This window comes from Erwinia aphidicola (genome assembly GCF_014773485.1).
GTDB classification, from domain to species: domain Bacteria; phylum Pseudomonadota; class Gammaproteobacteria; order Enterobacterales; family Enterobacteriaceae; genus Erwinia; species Erwinia aphidicola.
In genome coordinates this window covers 416,947-432,259 of the sequence record NZ_JACXBP010000004.1, presented here as the reverse complement: position 1 = coordinate 432,259, position 15,313 = coordinate 416,947, and the positions used below count along the sequence as shown (strand labels likewise).

Annotated in this window: 13 protein-coding genes; 2 read left to right on the top strand and 11 right to left on the bottom strand. The window is 57.0% G+C overall.

The genetic code is table 11. The annotated features are described in order from the left end of the window. Positions 1–93: 93 nt before the first annotated feature. Entirely contained in the window at positions 94–753 is a 660-nt protein-coding gene (gene rpiA / locus ID864_RS12180; protein ID WP_048917229.1) for a ribose-5-phosphate isomerase RpiA, read from the bottom strand. Positions 754–957: 204 nt separating this feature from the next. Here rpiA and ID864_RS12175 point away from each other — a divergent pair, with 204 nt between their 5' ends. Continuing rightward, positions 958–1,854, top strand: a complete 897-nt coding sequence (locus ID864_RS12175; RefSeq protein WP_048917230.1) for a LysR family transcriptional regulator ArgP — start codon at positions 958–960, stop codon at positions 1,852–1,854. 62 nt (positions 1,855–1,916) lie between these two features. Here the strand turns inward: ID864_RS12175 and ID864_RS12170 are convergent, their stop codons facing one another. The 7 genes from ID864_RS12170 to tkt form a co-directional block, all read right to left on the bottom strand. Further along, entirely contained in the window at positions 1,917–2,657 is a 741-nt protein-coding gene (locus tag ID864_RS12170; protein WP_396018879.1) for an oxidative stress defense protein, read from the bottom strand. 146 nt (positions 2,658–2,803) lie between these two features. Beyond that, positions 2,804–3,424, bottom strand: a complete 621-nt coding sequence (gene argO / locus ID864_RS12165; protein ID WP_048917231.1) for an arginine exporter ArgO — start codon at positions 3,422–3,424, stop codon at positions 2,804–2,806. A 133-nt stretch (positions 3,425–3,557) separates the two neighbouring features. Next, the gene (gene mscS, locus ID864_RS12160; protein WP_048917232.1) at positions 3,558–4,433 is read right to left on the bottom strand and encodes a small-conductance mechanosensitive channel MscS; all 876 of its coding nucleotides are present in this window, start codon (positions 4,431–4,433) and stop codon (positions 3,558–3,560) included. Positions 4,434–4,613: 180 nt separating this feature from the next. Next, positions 4,614–5,693 carry a class II fructose-bisphosphate aldolase gene (gene fbaA, locus ID864_RS12155; RefSeq protein WP_048917233.1) on the bottom strand — a complete coding sequence of 360 codons (1,080 nt, stop codon included), beginning with the start codon at positions 5,691–5,693 and terminating at the stop codon, positions 4,614–4,616. An 81-nt stretch (positions 5,694–5,774) separates the two neighbouring features. Then, positions 5,775–6,941 carry a phosphoglycerate kinase gene (gene pgk, locus ID864_RS12150; RefSeq protein WP_099753472.1) on the bottom strand — a complete coding sequence of 389 codons (1,167 nt, stop codon included), beginning with the start codon at positions 6,939–6,941 and terminating at the stop codon, positions 5,775–5,777. Positions 6,942–6,990: 49 nt separating this feature from the next. Next, positions 6,991–8,010, bottom strand: a complete 1,020-nt coding sequence (epd, locus tag ID864_RS12145; protein ID WP_048917235.1) for an erythrose-4-phosphate dehydrogenase — start codon at positions 8,008–8,010, stop codon at positions 6,991–6,993. Positions 8,011–8,313: 303 nt separating this feature from the next. Next, a complete protein-coding gene (tkt, locus tag ID864_RS12140; protein ID WP_099753471.1) occupies positions 8,314–10,305 on the bottom strand; it encodes a transketolase in 1,992 nt (663 codons plus the stop codon). 288 nt (positions 10,306–10,593) lie between these two features. On the opposite strand from tkt, the gene loiP reads away from it, so the two are divergent. Further along, positions 10,594–11,346 carry a metalloprotease LoiP gene (gene loiP / locus ID864_RS12135; protein ID WP_048917237.1) on the top strand — a complete coding sequence of 251 codons (753 nt, stop codon included), beginning with the start codon at positions 10,594–10,596 and terminating at the stop codon, positions 11,344–11,346. 41 nt (positions 11,347–11,387) lie between these two features. Here the strand turns inward: loiP and ID864_RS12130 are convergent, their stop codons facing one another. From ID864_RS12130 to ID864_RS12120, 3 genes are read right to left on the bottom strand one after another with little or no spacing between them, the layout of a single operon-like run. Then, positions 11,388–13,022 carry a thiamine pyrophosphate-binding protein gene (locus tag ID864_RS12130; protein ID WP_191149913.1) on the bottom strand — a complete coding sequence of 545 codons (1,635 nt, stop codon included), beginning with the start codon at positions 13,020–13,022 and terminating at the stop codon, positions 11,388–11,390. A gap of 20 nt (positions 13,023–13,042) precedes the next feature. Next, on the bottom strand, positions 13,043–14,512 hold the full coding sequence (locus tag ID864_RS12125; RefSeq protein WP_099753470.1) for an aldehyde dehydrogenase: 1,470 nt from the start codon (positions 14,510–14,512) through the stop codon (positions 13,043–13,045). A gap of 9 nt (positions 14,513–14,521) precedes the next feature. Continuing rightward, positions 14,522–15,304, bottom strand: coding sequence for an aspartate dehydrogenase (locus ID864_RS12120; protein ID WP_191149912.1), 783 nt, complete (start codon positions 15,302–15,304; stop codon positions 14,522–14,524). Positions 15,305–15,313: the final 9 nt, after the last annotated feature.

Genomic DNA, 15,313 nt, shown 5'->3' with positions numbered 1-15,313 from the left:
GGCACAATGTGACATAAGTCACCAAATTTAGCCTGCAAAAGAAAAGATGTTTTTTGGCAAAAAATATCTGGCGCCGCGTGGGCGCCGGACAGATCATTTTTTGATGGTCTTCACGCCATCCGGCGTACCAATCAGCGCCACGTCAGCACAGCGCGCGGCAAACAGCCCTACGGTGACCACGCCTGGCAGCGCATTGATCGCGGCTTCCAGCTTAATCGGTTCCATAATCTTAAGATTATGCACGTCGAGAATAATGTTGCCGTTGTCGGTCACCACGTTCTGACGATACTCCGGCAGCCCGCCGAGCTTAACCAGTTCCCGCGCCACATAGGCACGCGCCATTGGGATCACCTCAACCGGCAGCGGAAAATTGCCCAGCACATCAACCTGTTTGGAGGCATCCGCAATGCAGATGAAGCGATCGGCCACCGCAGCGATAATCTTCTCGCGCGTCAGCGCCGCGCCGCCGCCTTTTATCATCTCCATCTGGCGGTTGATCTCATCGGCACCGTCAACATACACCGCCAGCTGGTCGACTTCGTTAAGGTCAAAAACGGGAATGCCGTACTCTTTCAGCTTCGCGGTGGAAGCTTCAGAGCTGGAAACAGCCCCTTCGATCTGATGCTTAATCGAGGCCAGCGCATCAATAAAGTGTGCGGCGGTTGAGCCAGTGCCCACACCAACAATCGTGCCCGGCGTGACGTAATCAAGCGCTGCCCAGCCAACGGCTTTTTTCAGTTCATCCTGCGTCATGGTATGTTTAAAACCTGTGCTGCATTGTGTGCGCGTAGTATAAAGCAAGGCTGCAAAAAAAAACCGCTATGCGCGGCATTTGATTGGCAGGATTGGAACACAGCCCACAAAGTGGTTGATTCATAAAGTGAGGTTAGCACGGCGCAAAATGCGTAAAATATGGCATAGTGCAACTTCCACACCTGAAAGAGAGTAGAACGACTGATGAAACGCCCGGATTATCGAACGCTTCAGGCGCTGGATGCAGTGATTCGCGAGCGCGGCTTTGAACGTGCAGCACAAAAGCTCTGTATTACCCAGTCTGCGGTTTCCCAGCGCATTAAGCAGCTGGAGAATATGTTCGGACAGCCGCTGCTGGTGCGCACCGTACCACCGCGTCCGACAGAACAGGGGCAAAAACTGCTGGCGCTGCTGCACCAGGTCGAGCTGCTGGAAGAGGAGTGGCTGGGCGATGATAACGGCGGCACCACTCCCCTGCTGCTGTCGCTGGCGGTCAACGCCGACAGCCTGGCAACCTGGCTGTTACCGGCGCTGAAAACCGTACTGACGGATTCGCCGGTGCGTTTGAACATTCAGGTGGAAGATGAGACGCGCACGCAGGAACGCCTGCGTCGCGGTGAAGTGGTCGGCGCAATCAGTATTCAGCCGCAGCCGTTACCGAGCTGTCTGGTCGATCAGCTGGGCGCGCTGGACTACCTGTTCGTCGGCTCAAAAGAGTTTGCCGCCCGCTACTTCCCAAATGGCGTCACGCGCTCCGCGCTGCTGAAAGCCCCGGCGGTCGCCTTCGACCATCTGGACGATATGCATCAGGCATTTTTACAGCAGAACTTTGACCTGTCGCCGGGCAGCGTACCGTGCCATATCGTTAACTCGTCGGAAGCCTTTGTGCAGCTGGCGCGTCAGGGAACGACCTGCTGTATGATCCCACACCTGCAAATTGAGCGTGAACTGGCGGAAGGTGAACTGATTGATTTGACCCCGGGGCTGTTGCAGCGCCGCATGCTCTACTGGCATCGCTTCGCGCCGGAAAGCCGGCTGATGCGTAAAGTGACCGATGCGCTGCTGGCGCACGGCCATCGCGTACTGCGCCAGGATACGTAGCAACCGGTGCTGCGGGTCGACCGGAAAAGAAGGTCGACCCTACAGAAATTCCGAACGGGGAATTACGGATTATTGCGCTGCAGCTCAAACACCACATCAACCTGGTCGTCGAAGTGAATGCTCTGCTGCTCGTAGGTCTGCGCGGCAGACGTCATCGGGGCGGCATCTGCGGTTTTATACATGCGCGCCATCGGCATGGGTTGATAGTTCGCCACGTGATAACGGATGCTGTAAACCGGGCCAAGCTTGGTGTTAAAGCCCTGCGCCAGTTCGCCTGCCTGCCTGGTGGCATCCTCGATCGCGGCTTTACGCGCTTTCGCTTTATACTCTTCAGGATTGGCCACGCCCAGCTCCACTGAACGGATCTCATTCAGGCCCGTCTTCAGCGCGCCATCCAGCAGATCGTTAAGCTTATCGAGCTTGCGCAGCGTTACCTGCACCTGACGCACCGCGCGGTAGCCTTTCAGCACCGACTTGCCATCTTTGGTGTAGTCATATTCAGGTTGGGTCCGCAGGTTGGCGGCGTTGATATCTTTCTTCTCAATACCGTTCTTATCGAGGAAGTCGAAATACTGCTGGACGCGGCTGTCCGCCTGTTTCTTCGCTTCGCCCGCATCCTTCGCGGAAACATTCACTTCGATAGCCAGCGTGGCGATATCCGGGGTGGCATCGACGCTGGACTGCCCGGACGTCACCACGTGCGGGCCATTAGGTAACTCGTCTGCCTGCGCAGCTAATGGCAGCGTTCCCAATCCAATCATTGCGGCCAGGGCCAGTTTAGTCAGCTTCACTGCTTCCTCCATGGGGTATTTCATCGGCTTCGTATGAGCAGCTGCCGCAGAAAAGCGCTGCGGCAGCGAATTGTTCCGTCTCAGAGCAACGGTTCAGCATATTTTAGTGCGTGATAACAGCTCACGCTATGACATCAATTCCTGGAGTGAAGTTCCCGTCAGAGCAAAGAGAGTGCCTGCAGTGCCAGTTTGAGGGCGATGGCCCACATAACCAGCCCGACCAGCAGGTTGATGATGCGCTGGGCTCGGCTGGTGTTGAGCAACGGCGACAGCCAGGAGGCCAGCAGGGCAAGACCGAAGAACCACACCACCGAAGCACTGGCAGAGCCGAGCGCAAACCAGCGGCGCGCTTCTTCAGGCAGCTGTCCGCCCAGGCTGCCAAGCACCACAAAGGTATCAATGTAGACATGCGGATTGAGCCAGGTGACGGCCATCATTGTCGCCACGATACGCCAGCGACCCTGCTTTAACGCTTTAGCCGACGCGAGATCAACATCGCCGCTAAACGCGGTGCGCAGGGCACCAAAGCCATACCACAGCAGGAAGGCCACACCGCCCCAGGTCACCAGATTAAGCATCAGCGGTGACTGGTTGAGCAATGCGCTACCGCCAAAAATCCCACCGCAAATCAGCACGATATCGCTCAGCGTGCAGAGTGCCGCCGTCATCAGATGATACTGACGTCGCACACCCTGGTTCATCACGAACGCATTTTGCGGACCGAGCGGTAAAATCAGCGCTGCGCCCATGGCAACACCTTGAAGGAAAACAGATAACACAGGAAAGCCCTCACCGGATAACGATGGCGGCAAGTGTATAACGCGGGAATTATTAGTGGAAATGGAAAAAATTAATGATTAATAAGAGAATCTAATAACGGGTCAACCCTGTTACAGGCTGACCCGGAAAGCATTACTCCGCTTTTGCCGTTTCAGCTTCAGGCGCTTTGACCTGATGCAGATGCACGTCCATCTGCGGATAAGGAATACCGATCCCTTTAGCATCCAGCGCGCGCTTGAAGTTCTTCATCAGATCCCAGTACACGTTCTGCAGATCGCCCGCTTTGCTCCAGCAGCGGATCACCACGTTGACGGAAGAGGCCGCCAGCTCGTTCAGGCCGATCTGCACGCCGCGCTCCTGCAGTACGCGTGGCTCCGCATCAACCACTTCACGCAGCAGGGCCAGCACTTGATCAATATCGGCATCGTAGGCCACGCCAATGATGAATTCGTTACGGCGCTCCGGCTCGCGCGAGAAGTTAACGATGTTACCGGCGATAATTTTGCCGTTCGGAATGACAATAATTTTGCCATCGGCGCTGCGCAGCATAGTTGAAAAAATCTGCACGTTCAGCACGGTCCCCATCACCCCGCCAAGGTCAACAAACTCGCCCGCGCGGAACGGGCGGAAGGTGACCAGCAGTACGCCTGCCGCCAGGTTCGACAGCGAATCCTTTAATGCCAAAGCGAAGGCAAATCCCGCGGCAGCCAGCGCAGCAATCACCGAGGCCGTCTGTACGCCTACGCGCCCCAGAGCCGCGATCAGCGTAAAGGCAATGATGCCGTAACGCACCAGGCCGGAGAGGAAGTCCGCTACGGTGGGATCAATATTACGCGCCACAAGCAGCTTGTTAACCGTTCTGGAGATAAACCGTGCGGCAGTCATTCCGATGATAATAATGGCGATTGCCGCAACAATGTTCACAGCATAGCTCAGCAGCAGCGCCTGATTGCGCACCAGCCAGCCCCCGGCACTGTTAATACCACCAACTACATTTAAATCGTCCATAAACTGATCCCGTTATTGCCCAAAAGGGCGTTCAAAACTCTGCCAGCAAGCGGCAGCCGATGCCGTTAAGGGTATGCAAAAAATTGCAGTTTTGCCAAACAAGTCACGAAATCACCTGAACATTCCGAATTGATTGCATAAAAAAAGGCCCCTCAGGGCCTTTTTTGAGCAGAAGCTGAATTACAGTACGTCGACCGCGTTCAGTTCTTTAAATGCCTGCTCCAGGCGAACAATCATTGAAGACTGGGAAGCACGCAGCCATACGCGTGGATCGTAGTACTTCTTGTTCGGCTTATCAGCGCCTTCCGGGTTGCCCAGCTGCGCCTGCAGATAACCTTCGTTCTTTTTGTAGTACTGCAGGATGCCGTCCCAGGTTGCCCACTGGGTATCGGTATCAATGTTCATTTTGATCACGCCGTAACCGATAGACTCTTCGATTTCAGCCGCAGATGAACCGGAACCGCCGTGGAATACGAAGTCCAGAGAGTTCACTGGCAGACCGTGTTTTTCGCTGACGTATTTCTGAGAATCACGCAGGATGGTCGGGGTCAGTTTCACGTTGCCTGGCTTGTACACGCCGTGCACGTTACCGAATGAAGCAGCGATAGTGAAACGTGGGCTGATGGCGTTCAGCTTGGTGTAAGCGTAATCAACGTCTTCTGGCTGGGTGTACAGCGCGGAAGCGTCCATGTGGCTGTTGTCCACGCCATCTTCTTCACCACCGGTGCAGCCCAGTTCAATTTCCAGGGTCATGTCGATTTTCGCCATGCGCGCCAGATACTTGCTGCAGATCTCGATGTTTTCTTCCAGTGACTCTTCAGACAGGTCGATCATGTGAGAAGAGAACAGTGGCTTACCGGTTTTGGCGAAGTGAGCTTCACCCGCTTCCAGCAGGCCGTCGATCCACGGCAGCAGCTTCTTCGCGCAGTGGTCGGTGTGCAGGATAACCGGCACGCCGTAGTGTTCAGCCATCAGATGCACGTGGTGTGCGCCAGAGATTGCGCCAAAGATAGCAGCAGCCTGTGGCTTATCTGATTTCAGGCCTTTACCGGCGATGAAGCCGGCGCCACCGTTGGAGAACTGAATGATGACCGGTGCTTTTACTTTCGCAGCGGTTTCCAGAACGGCGTTGATGGAGTCAGTACCCACGCAGTTAACTGCTGGCAGGGCGAACTTGTTCTCTTTCGCCACTTTGAAGATCTTCTGAACGTCGTCACCGGTGACAACGCCTGGTTTTACGAAATCAAAAATTTTAGACATGTTAGCTTGTCCTGTTTCTTCGGTCGTATTAAAGGATTCAGATCTCACGCGGGGCATCAAACACCCCGCACTGAGGATTAATTAGTTCTGCTTCGCACGCTCTTCCAGCATGGCAACCGCAGGCAGAGTTTTGCCTTCCACGAACTCGAGGAATGCACCGCCACCGGTAGAGATATAGGAGATTTTATCTTCAATACCAAACAGGTCGATGGCCGCCAGCGTATCACCGCCGCCAGCGATGGAGAATGCGTCACTGTCTGCAATCGCTTTAGCAACGATTTCAGTGCCTTTACGGAAGTTAGGGAATTCGAACACGCCAACCGGGCCGTTCCACAGAATAGTTTTAGCTTCTTTCAACAGCTTAGCCATTGCTTCTGCGGTTTCATCACCGAAGTCCATGATCTCTTCATTGTCCTGAACTTCAGACACTTTCTTCACGGTAGACGGTGCAGTTTCAGAGAATTCCGTGCCGACGCGAGAGTCGGTAGGAACCGGAATCTTGAACTCATCGCGCAGTTTTTTCGCCGCTTCAACGAAATCTGGCTCGTACAGTGATTTACCGACGTTGTTGTCGATGGCCACGAAGGTGTTAGCAATACCACCGCCAACAATCACGGTGTCAGCAATCTTCACCAGCGAGTTCAGTACGTCAAACTTAGTGGAGACTTTTGAACCGCCAACCACTGCCACCATTGGGCGCGCAGGCGTTTTAAGGGCTTTACCCAGCGCTTCCAGCTCGTTCGCCAGCAGCGGGCCAGCACAGGCGATTGGGGCAAATTTACCCACGCCGTGCGTTGAAGCCTGTGCGCGGTGCGCGGTGCCGAAGGCGTCCATCACGTAGACGTCGCACAGGGCCGCATATTTTTTAGAGAGCGCTTCGTCGTCTTTCTTTTCGCCCTTGTTAAAACGAACGTTTTCCAGGACCACCAGCTTGCCGGCTTCCAGCTCAACGCCGTCGAGGTACTCTTTCGCCAGGGAGACGTTTTCCGCGCCCAGCTTATCTTTCAGGTAGTTCACTACCGGCAGCAGTGAGAACTCTTCGTTGTATTCACCTTCGGTCGGGCGACCAAGGTGGGAGGTTACCATCACTTTTGCGCCCTGCTTCAGGGCCGCTTCGATGGTCGGCAATGAAGCACGAATACGTGCATCAGACGTCACTTTCCCTTCTTTCACTGGCACGTTTAAATCGGAACGAATTAGTACGCGTTTACCAGCAAGATCCAGATCGGTCATCTTAATTACAGACATGGTGAATCCTCTCGTTTAACTCTTAAGTTTTACAGGCGCAAACCGCGCCCTACCTGAAACCGCTTGCGGCCATCGCTAACGTGGTATCAATCATCCGGTTAGCAAAGCCCCATTCGTTGTCGCACCAGACTAAAGTCTTAATCAGGTGCTGACCGCTGACCCGCGTCTGCGTGCCGTCCACTATGGCACTGTGCGGATCGTGGTTAAAATCTATCGAGACTAACGGTAATTCCGTATAGTCAACTATACCACTAAATGCCCCTTCTGACGCACTTTGCAGCAGGGCGTTGACCTCACATGCCTTTACCGCATCACGCACGCTGACGCTCAGGTCAATGGCCGTCACGTTGATGGTCGGCACGCGCACCGCGATCGCTTCGAAGCGGTCGTTAAATTTCGGAAAAATACGCGTTATGCCGGCGGCCAGTCGGGTGTCGACCGGAATAATCGACTGGCTGGCAGCGCGAGTGCGCCGTAAATCCGGGTGATAAGCATCAATCACCTGCTGGTCATGCATCGCCGAATGAATCGTGGTGACGGTGCCGGACTCAATACCCCAGGCATCATCCAGCAGCTTGATAATCGGAATGATACAGTTGGTCGTACAGGAAGCATTCGACACCAGCAAGTGCTCCGGCAGCAGCTCTTTCTCATTCACGCCGTAAACCACGGTGGCATCCAGATCGTGCCCGCCAGGGTGCGAGAACAACACCTTTTTCGCCCCGGAGTGCAGATGCGCTTCACCATCGGCACGGCTGCCATAAACTCCGGTACAGTCGAGCACGACATCGACATTCAGCTCGCGCCACGGCAGGTGCGCGAGCTCTGCCACATGCAGCAGGCGGATGGTGTCATCCCCTACCGTCAGCAGGTCACGTTCCTGGCGCACGTCCCAGGCGAATCGCCCGTGGCTGGTATCGTATTTCAGCAAATGTGCCATGCCCGCGGCGTCCGCCAGCTCATTGATGGCGACGACCGTAATTTCAGCACGTCGCCCGGTCTCGTACAGCGCGCGTAAAACATTGCGCCCAATGCGACCAAACCCGTTTATGGCAATGCGAACCGTCATATTACTCCTGCAGCAGAATTCACCGTAAAATCGGACAATTAGCCTGAGCCAGCCGTGGCGATTTGTACAGCAGATTCTTATCGATCGGTCGGCGGAAATAACAGGGCCCACTGACAACTGAAACGCTTCAGCCAGAATAATAGAAGTCAGGAATAATAGGAATGACTGGGATCAATTGTGGCGCGTAAGTTTGGATCTACGTCACAAATTTAGAATTTATCGGTGGGAACAAAAAAGGGGCGGGTATGCCCGCCCCCCTACGCTATAACATCCTGAGGCGAGGCACGCCTCGCCCGCTGGTGATTACAGCAGCGCTTTCGCTTTAGCGACCACGTTATCCACGGTGAAGCCAAACAGGTCGAACAGCTTCTCGGCCGGTGCAGACTCGCCGAAGCTGGTCATACCGACGATAGCACCGTTCAGGCCGGTGTATTTGAACCAGTAATCTGCGATGCCGGCTTCAATCGCCACGCGCGCGCTGACAGCTTTCGGCAGCACCGATTCACGGTAAGCGGCATCCTGCTTGTCGAAGGCATCAGTAGACGGCATGGAAACCACGCGCGCCTTACGGCCTTCAGCAGTCAGCTGCTCATAAGCGCCCACCGCCAGCTCAACTTCTGAACCGGTAGCGATGAAGATGACCTCCGGCGTACCGTCGCAATCTTTCAGCACGTAAGCACCACGCGCAACGTTAGCCAGCTGCTCAGCGGTACGATCCTGCTGTGCCAGGTTCTGACGCGACAGGATCAGCGCAGTTGGGCCATCCTGACGTTCGATGCCATATTTCCACGCAATCGCCGACTCAACCTGGTCACACGGGCGCCAGGTGCTCATGTTCGGCGTCACGCGCAGGCTCGCCAGCTGCTCTACCGGCTGGTGAGTTGGGCCATCTTCGCCCAGACCGATAGAGTCGTGGGTATAGACCATCACCTGACGGATCTTCATCAGTGCAGCCATACGCACCGCATTACGGGCATATTCGACAAACATCAGGAAGGTCGCGGTGTACGGCAGGAAACCACCGTGCAGGGTGATACCGTTAGCGATAGCGGTCATACCGAATTCGCGCACGCCGTAATGGATGTAGTTACCCGCTGCATCTTCGTTGATTGGCTTAGAACCAGACCACATCGTCAGGTTGCTTGGCGCCAGGTCAGCGGAGCCGCCCAGATATTCCGGCAGCAGTTTGCCAAAGGCTTCGATGGCATTCTGTGACGCTTTACGGCTGGCGATTTTCGCCGGGTTCGCCTGCAGCTGTTCAACAAACTTCTGCGACTCAGCAGCCCAGTTTGCCGGCAGCTCGTTGTTCATGCGGCGCTTGAACTCAGCGGCCAGCTCCGGGAAGGCTTTAGCGTAGGCAGCAAACTTCTCGTCCCATGCAGCTTCTTTCGCCTGGCCCGCTTCTTTCGCGTCCCACTGTGCATAGATGTCTGAAGGAATTTCAAACGGCGCGTGGTTCCAGCCCAGCTGCTTACGGGTCAGTGCAATCTCTTCATCACCCAGCGGCGCACCGTGGGAGTCGTGAGTACCAGCTTTGTTCGGCGAACCGAAGCCAATAACCGTTTTGCACATCAGCAGGGAAGGCTTATCGCTCACCGCTTTCGCTTCTTCCACCGCTTTCTTAATCGCGTCCGCATCATGACCGTCCACGCCGCGCACCACGTGCCAGCCGTAAGACTCGAAGCGCTGCGCGGTGTCATCGGTGAACCAGCCATCAATGTGGCCGTCGATGGAGATACCGTTGTCATCATAGAATGCGACCAGTTTACCCAGCTTCAGCGTACCCGCCAGCGAGCACACTTCGTGCGAGATGCCTTCCATCATGCAGCCGTCACCCATGAACACGTAGGTGTTATGGTCAACAATATCGTGGCCCGGACGGTTAAACTGCGCGGCCAGCGTGCGTTCTGCAATAGCAAAACCGACCGCGTTGGCGATACCCTGGCCCAGTGGACCGGTGGTGGTTTCCACGCCTACGGTGTAGCCGTATTCAGGGTGACCTGGGGTTTTGGAGTGCAGCTGACGGAAGTTAGCCAGTTCACTGATTGGCAGATCGTAACCGCTGAGGTGCAGCAGGCTATAGATCAGCATTGAGCCGTGGCCGTTTGACAGCACGAAACGGTCGCGGTCTGCCCACAGCGGGTTAGTCGGGTTGTGATTCAGGAAGTCACGCCACAGAACTTCGGCGATATCGGCCATGCCCATTGGGGCGCCCGGGTGGCCGGATTTGGCTTTTTGCACCGCATCCATACTCAATGCGCGAATGGCGTTGGCAAGCTCTTTACGAGAAGACATTTTCTACTCCAGGTCGGATTTAACGCTTCGCCGTCCTTAACCTATTGTAATGAATGAGTTATCAGGCAAAGCCGAAGGAAAGTCGACAATCAATGTACATGAAACACGGGTAACATGTACATGGCGCAGGATGTAAAAAAAGTCACATTAGTGGCCCTTTCGGAGCAGTGGTGCTATGCATTTATACCAGCAAAGGCTATAACTCCAGTTTCGCTGGCAATAATTCGCCCAGCATAAATTGACAACTTTTTGATTTCTATACCTTGTTACCTAAATGGATGAACTGGAATGATGAAACGTATTTCTGTTAGCGCGATCGCACTCGCGACATTAGTTTCCGGCTGTCAGAATTTTGACAGCAATGCCCTGATGCAGTCAGGCGCGCAGGCTTACCAGGCTGCTACCCTGAGCGATGCGCAGGTTAAAGAGCTGAGCGAAAAATCCTGTCAGCAGATGGACAGCGAAGCGCAGATTGCTCCCGCCAGCAGCACCTATGCTCAACGCCTGAAGAAGATCTCCGCTGCGCTGGGCGACAATATCAACGGCACGCCGGCTAACTACAAAGTTTACGTCACCAAAGATGTCAACGCGTGGGCGATGGCAAACGGCTGCATCCGCGTTTACAGCGGCCTGATGGATATGATGACCGATAATGAAGTGGAAGGTGTGCTGGGCCACGAAATGGGCCACGTCGCGCTGGGCCACTCGCGCAAAGCGATGCAACTGGCTTACTCCACCACCGCTATCCGCACCGCGGCGGCTTCTGCTGGCGGTATTGCCGCTTCGCTGTCTCAGTCGCAGCTGGGTGACCTGGGTGAAAAACTGGTGAACGCGCAGTTCTCCCAGAGCCAGGAATCACAGGCCGATGACTACTCGTTTGATCTGCTGAAAAAACGCAACATCAACCCGCAGGGTCTGGTGACCAGCTTCGAGAAGCTGGCCAAGCTGGAAGGCACGCACGAAAGCAGCATGTTTGACTCGCATCCGGCTTCTCAGGCGCGCGCCGACCATATCAAAGAGCGTATCGCGGCCGGTAAGTAATTCCGGGCGCGGCAGGGGGCGGGCATGCCCGCCCCGAATCATTAATATAAGGTTTTCTGCGGCGGACCGGCAAAATGCAATGGTCCGATTTCGCTCATTTTAACCTCCACCAGCGTTGGCCCCGGCATCGCTATCGCTTCCGCCAGCACGCTGCTGAACATGGCGGCATCGCTGATGCTCCAGGCCTGCATCCCCATCGACTGCGCCAGCAGGGTATAATCTGGCGTGTGCAGTTCGTTGTAATACTGCCGCCCGCCAAAATACTTATCCTGAATGCCACGCATCACGCCGTAACCTCCGTCGTTCATCACCAGCAGCGTCACGTTAGCCCGCTCCTGTACCAGCGTCGCCAGCTCGCCGACGCCCAGTGCCAGCCCGCCGTCTCCGACCAGACCAACCACTTTACGCTGCGGATTGGCCAGCGCGCTGCCAATCGCCATCGCCAGCCCCATCCCGATTGCCCCCGCCAGCGAATGAATATTGGCTAAGGCACCGTTGGCACGCAGTAAACGGCTGCCCCAGACGCTGCCGGAAACGGTAATATCACGCACCAGAATCCCCTGCGCAGGCAGCGCGGCGGCAACGGCATCGTTCAGCCCGGCATACACTCCGCACTGCGCGCGCAGTTCACGCTCCGCTTCTGCTACCGCCTGCGCAATCTGACGATCGCCCGCCACATCACTGACCGGTGACAGGCGCTGTGCCAGTGCATTCAGCAGCGCACGGCAGTCGTAGTTCAGCACCTCATCCGCCAGATAATTTCGGCTGGCCGCTGCCGGGTCGATATCAATCTGCACCCGCGGCTGTGGCAGCGTCAGGGTCCAGCTGCGCGTCTCATTACTGCGCAGGCGCGAACCGGCGATCAGCGTTAAGTCACATTCTGCCATCACGCTTTCCACCGCAGGGGAATTGTGAAATGCGCGCAGGCTGCGCGGATGAGCATCCGGTAAAATACCGCGACCGTGTGCGCTGGAGATCACCCTAAACCCGGCATCGGCCAGTTTTCTTATGGCCTCACTACAGCCTGATGCTCCGCCGCCGACCCACAGCAGGGGGCGGCTGGCACGTTTCACCTTTTCCGCCAGTGCGGCAATCACGCTTTCCGGCGGCGCTGGCGGAGAAAGAGGAGCGACCGGCGTCGTCACCAGCGAGTCGGGTATCAGGCTGTTCTGGATATCTATCGGGATCTCAACCGAAACCGGACCGCACGGCGGCGTCTGAGCTATCTGAATTGCCCGGTGCAGCAGCGCCACCGCCTGCTGCGGCGAGTGCACGCGCAGCGCGGCTTTACCGCTGCTGCGCAGCAGCCCGAGCTGATCGCGGGCTTCGTGAATAAATCCGCTGTCGGCATCAAGATATGCCTTCTCAACCTGCCCCGTCAGATGCAGCAGAGGCGTACCGGCGTTCATCGCTTCGAGCAGCGACCCCACCGCATTGCCCGCTCCGGCACCGGTACTGGTTAACGCCACGCCCAACCCGCTGAACCTGCCGTGCGCATCAGCCATGGTCACCGCACCCGCCTCGCCGCGAGCGGGAACAAAGTGCAGCCTCCCGCGCTGGCCGATGGCATCGGCAATCGGTAAATTGTGAATAGAGATAATCCCATACAGCGTTTTAACCCCGTATAACTCAAGAGTCCGCGCCAGCGCTTCACCCACCGTTATCATTTCGCTCATCGCTACTTCCCGTTCCATAGTTAGTCACTCCAGGCGTTAATTGCCGGGGTCATCGCCAGATAGATGCTCTTCTGCTGCATCCAGGCCTTAATGCCCTGCAGCCCCTTTTCGCGCCCAAGCCCACTCTGCTTGAAACCGCCAAACGGCGTGGCTATCGAAAAGACTTTGTAGGTGTTGATCCACACCGTTCCGCACTCCAGCCGATCGGCAAGCTGCAAGGCATAAGGGATGTCGCGCGTCCAGATGCCGGCCGCCAGGCCATAGATCGAATCATTAGCCTGCGCTATCAGCTGCTGCTCATCTTCGAACGGCATCACCACCAGCACCGGGCCGAAGATCTCCTCCTGGCACACTCTTGCCGCGTTATTCAGCCCGGCGATAATCGTCGGCTGGAACCAGTTACCTTTCGCCAGCGCCGGATCGGCAGGGATCTCTCCCCCGCACAAAATCTCGCCACCCTCTTCCCGCGCCAGCGCCACATAGTCCATCACCGACTGGCGATGCTCGGGGCCGATCAGCGGGCCAATATGGGTGCCGGGACGCAATGGGTCGCCAAGACGCAGGCCATCCGTTAACTGCAGCAGTCTGTCGATCAGTCGTGGGTAGAGCGCGCGATGAATAAACAGCCGCGATCCGGCAATGCACGCCTGCCCGCCAGAGCTGAAAATGCCGTAGCAAATGCCGCGTGCGGCCTGCTCAATATCGGCGTCGGCCAGCACAATGGTCGGGGATTTCCCTCCCAGCTCCAGCGAAGTGCCGATCAGTTTGTCCGCCGCGATATGCGCCAGCCGCTGCCCGGTGCGGGTTCCACCGGTAAAGGAGATCTTCTTCACCAGTGAATGACGCGCCAGCGCTTCCCCGACTATTGAGCCTTTGCCCGGCAGTACGCTCAGTAGCCCCGGCGGCAGCCCGGCCTGCTCAAACAGCGCGGCCAGCTCCAGCGCCATCAGCGGCGTGGCTTCCGCCGGTTTCAGCACCACGGCATTGCCTGCCGCCAGCGCCGGGGCAATTTTCTGCATCTCACTGGCAATCGGTGAGTTCCACGGCGTGATTGCCGCCACCACACCGATCGGCTCATAGCGACTGAGAGTAATAAAGTCGTTGCTGCGCGGCGGCGGGAGCTCCCCCTCCATCACTTCACAGACGGCCGCAAAATAGTGGGCGGTTGCGGCAGCGCTGGCGACCAGCCCGCGCGTCTCCGCCAGCGGTTTGCCGTTGTCGCGCGTCTGCAGCTGCGCCAGCGCCTCCAGCCGTTGCGTAATCAGGTCACCCACACGATGCAGGATCGCGGCACGCTGGTGTGGCAGCCTCTGCCGCCACTGCGGCGCCCGCCAGGCACGCTCGGCCGCGTTAACGGCCAGCTCAACATCGTCCAGACTGGCGGCATGCAGCCAGGCATTAACCGATCCATCGGCCGGGTTAGTGCTGCAAAAACGCTCACCGCGCCCTTCGCGCCACTCGCCGGCCAGGTACAGCTTTAACGTTTCCATCAGGATTCCTTAGAGATAGAGCAACTGACGGCAGGCCTGTACGGCACTGAGTGCTGCCAGCATGGAGGTTTTCGCATTGCTGCTTAGCGGGTAACCACGAAGTTCCAGGTACAGATCGCCGAACTTTCCCGCCGCCTGTAGCGTATGGGTATTGCGCTGCGTTGTCGGGTCAACCATCAGCTCAACCTGCGTCTGGTCCATCCCAATCCCAGCCAGAGCAATGGTTGCCGCCACATTGGCGTTAGCCGGGAACAGTCGTGCAGCTTCACGCGCGCTGCCGCGCCAGAACACCTGACGTTCGCTGACCGCCAACAGGTCTATCTGCGTTTCTGCATGGCTACCCCGCCAGCTGGCCGGGCTTTTACACGACTGATAGATCACATGGTCCAGTCCGCCCTCGCGCGCGGCAGCCAGCCCGTCCAGCCCGGCGACGGCACCAGAAAGCGGGATCAACCGCCCCTCCCCGCTATGACAGGCCGCCAGCAGGCGCTGATGCAGTAACTCATCCGCCAGCGCGCCGGTAGAAATCACCGCCAGCCGCCAGCCGCGCAGCAGAACATATTGAGCATATTCGACGACTGCCTGCTGGCTGGCGCACTCCAACACCAGCTGCGGCTGCCCGTCACAGGCTGTGGGAGAAGTCAGTGCGGCAACCCGTGCGCCAAAGCGATCGCGGATCGCCGCATGATGGCTTTCCCGCGCCACTATCCAGCCAGGCTCAACGCCCTGCGGCAGCCGCGCCAGGACTTCCTGGGCCATGGCACCAAAGCCGATTAGCATGATCTTTTTCATCATTTACCC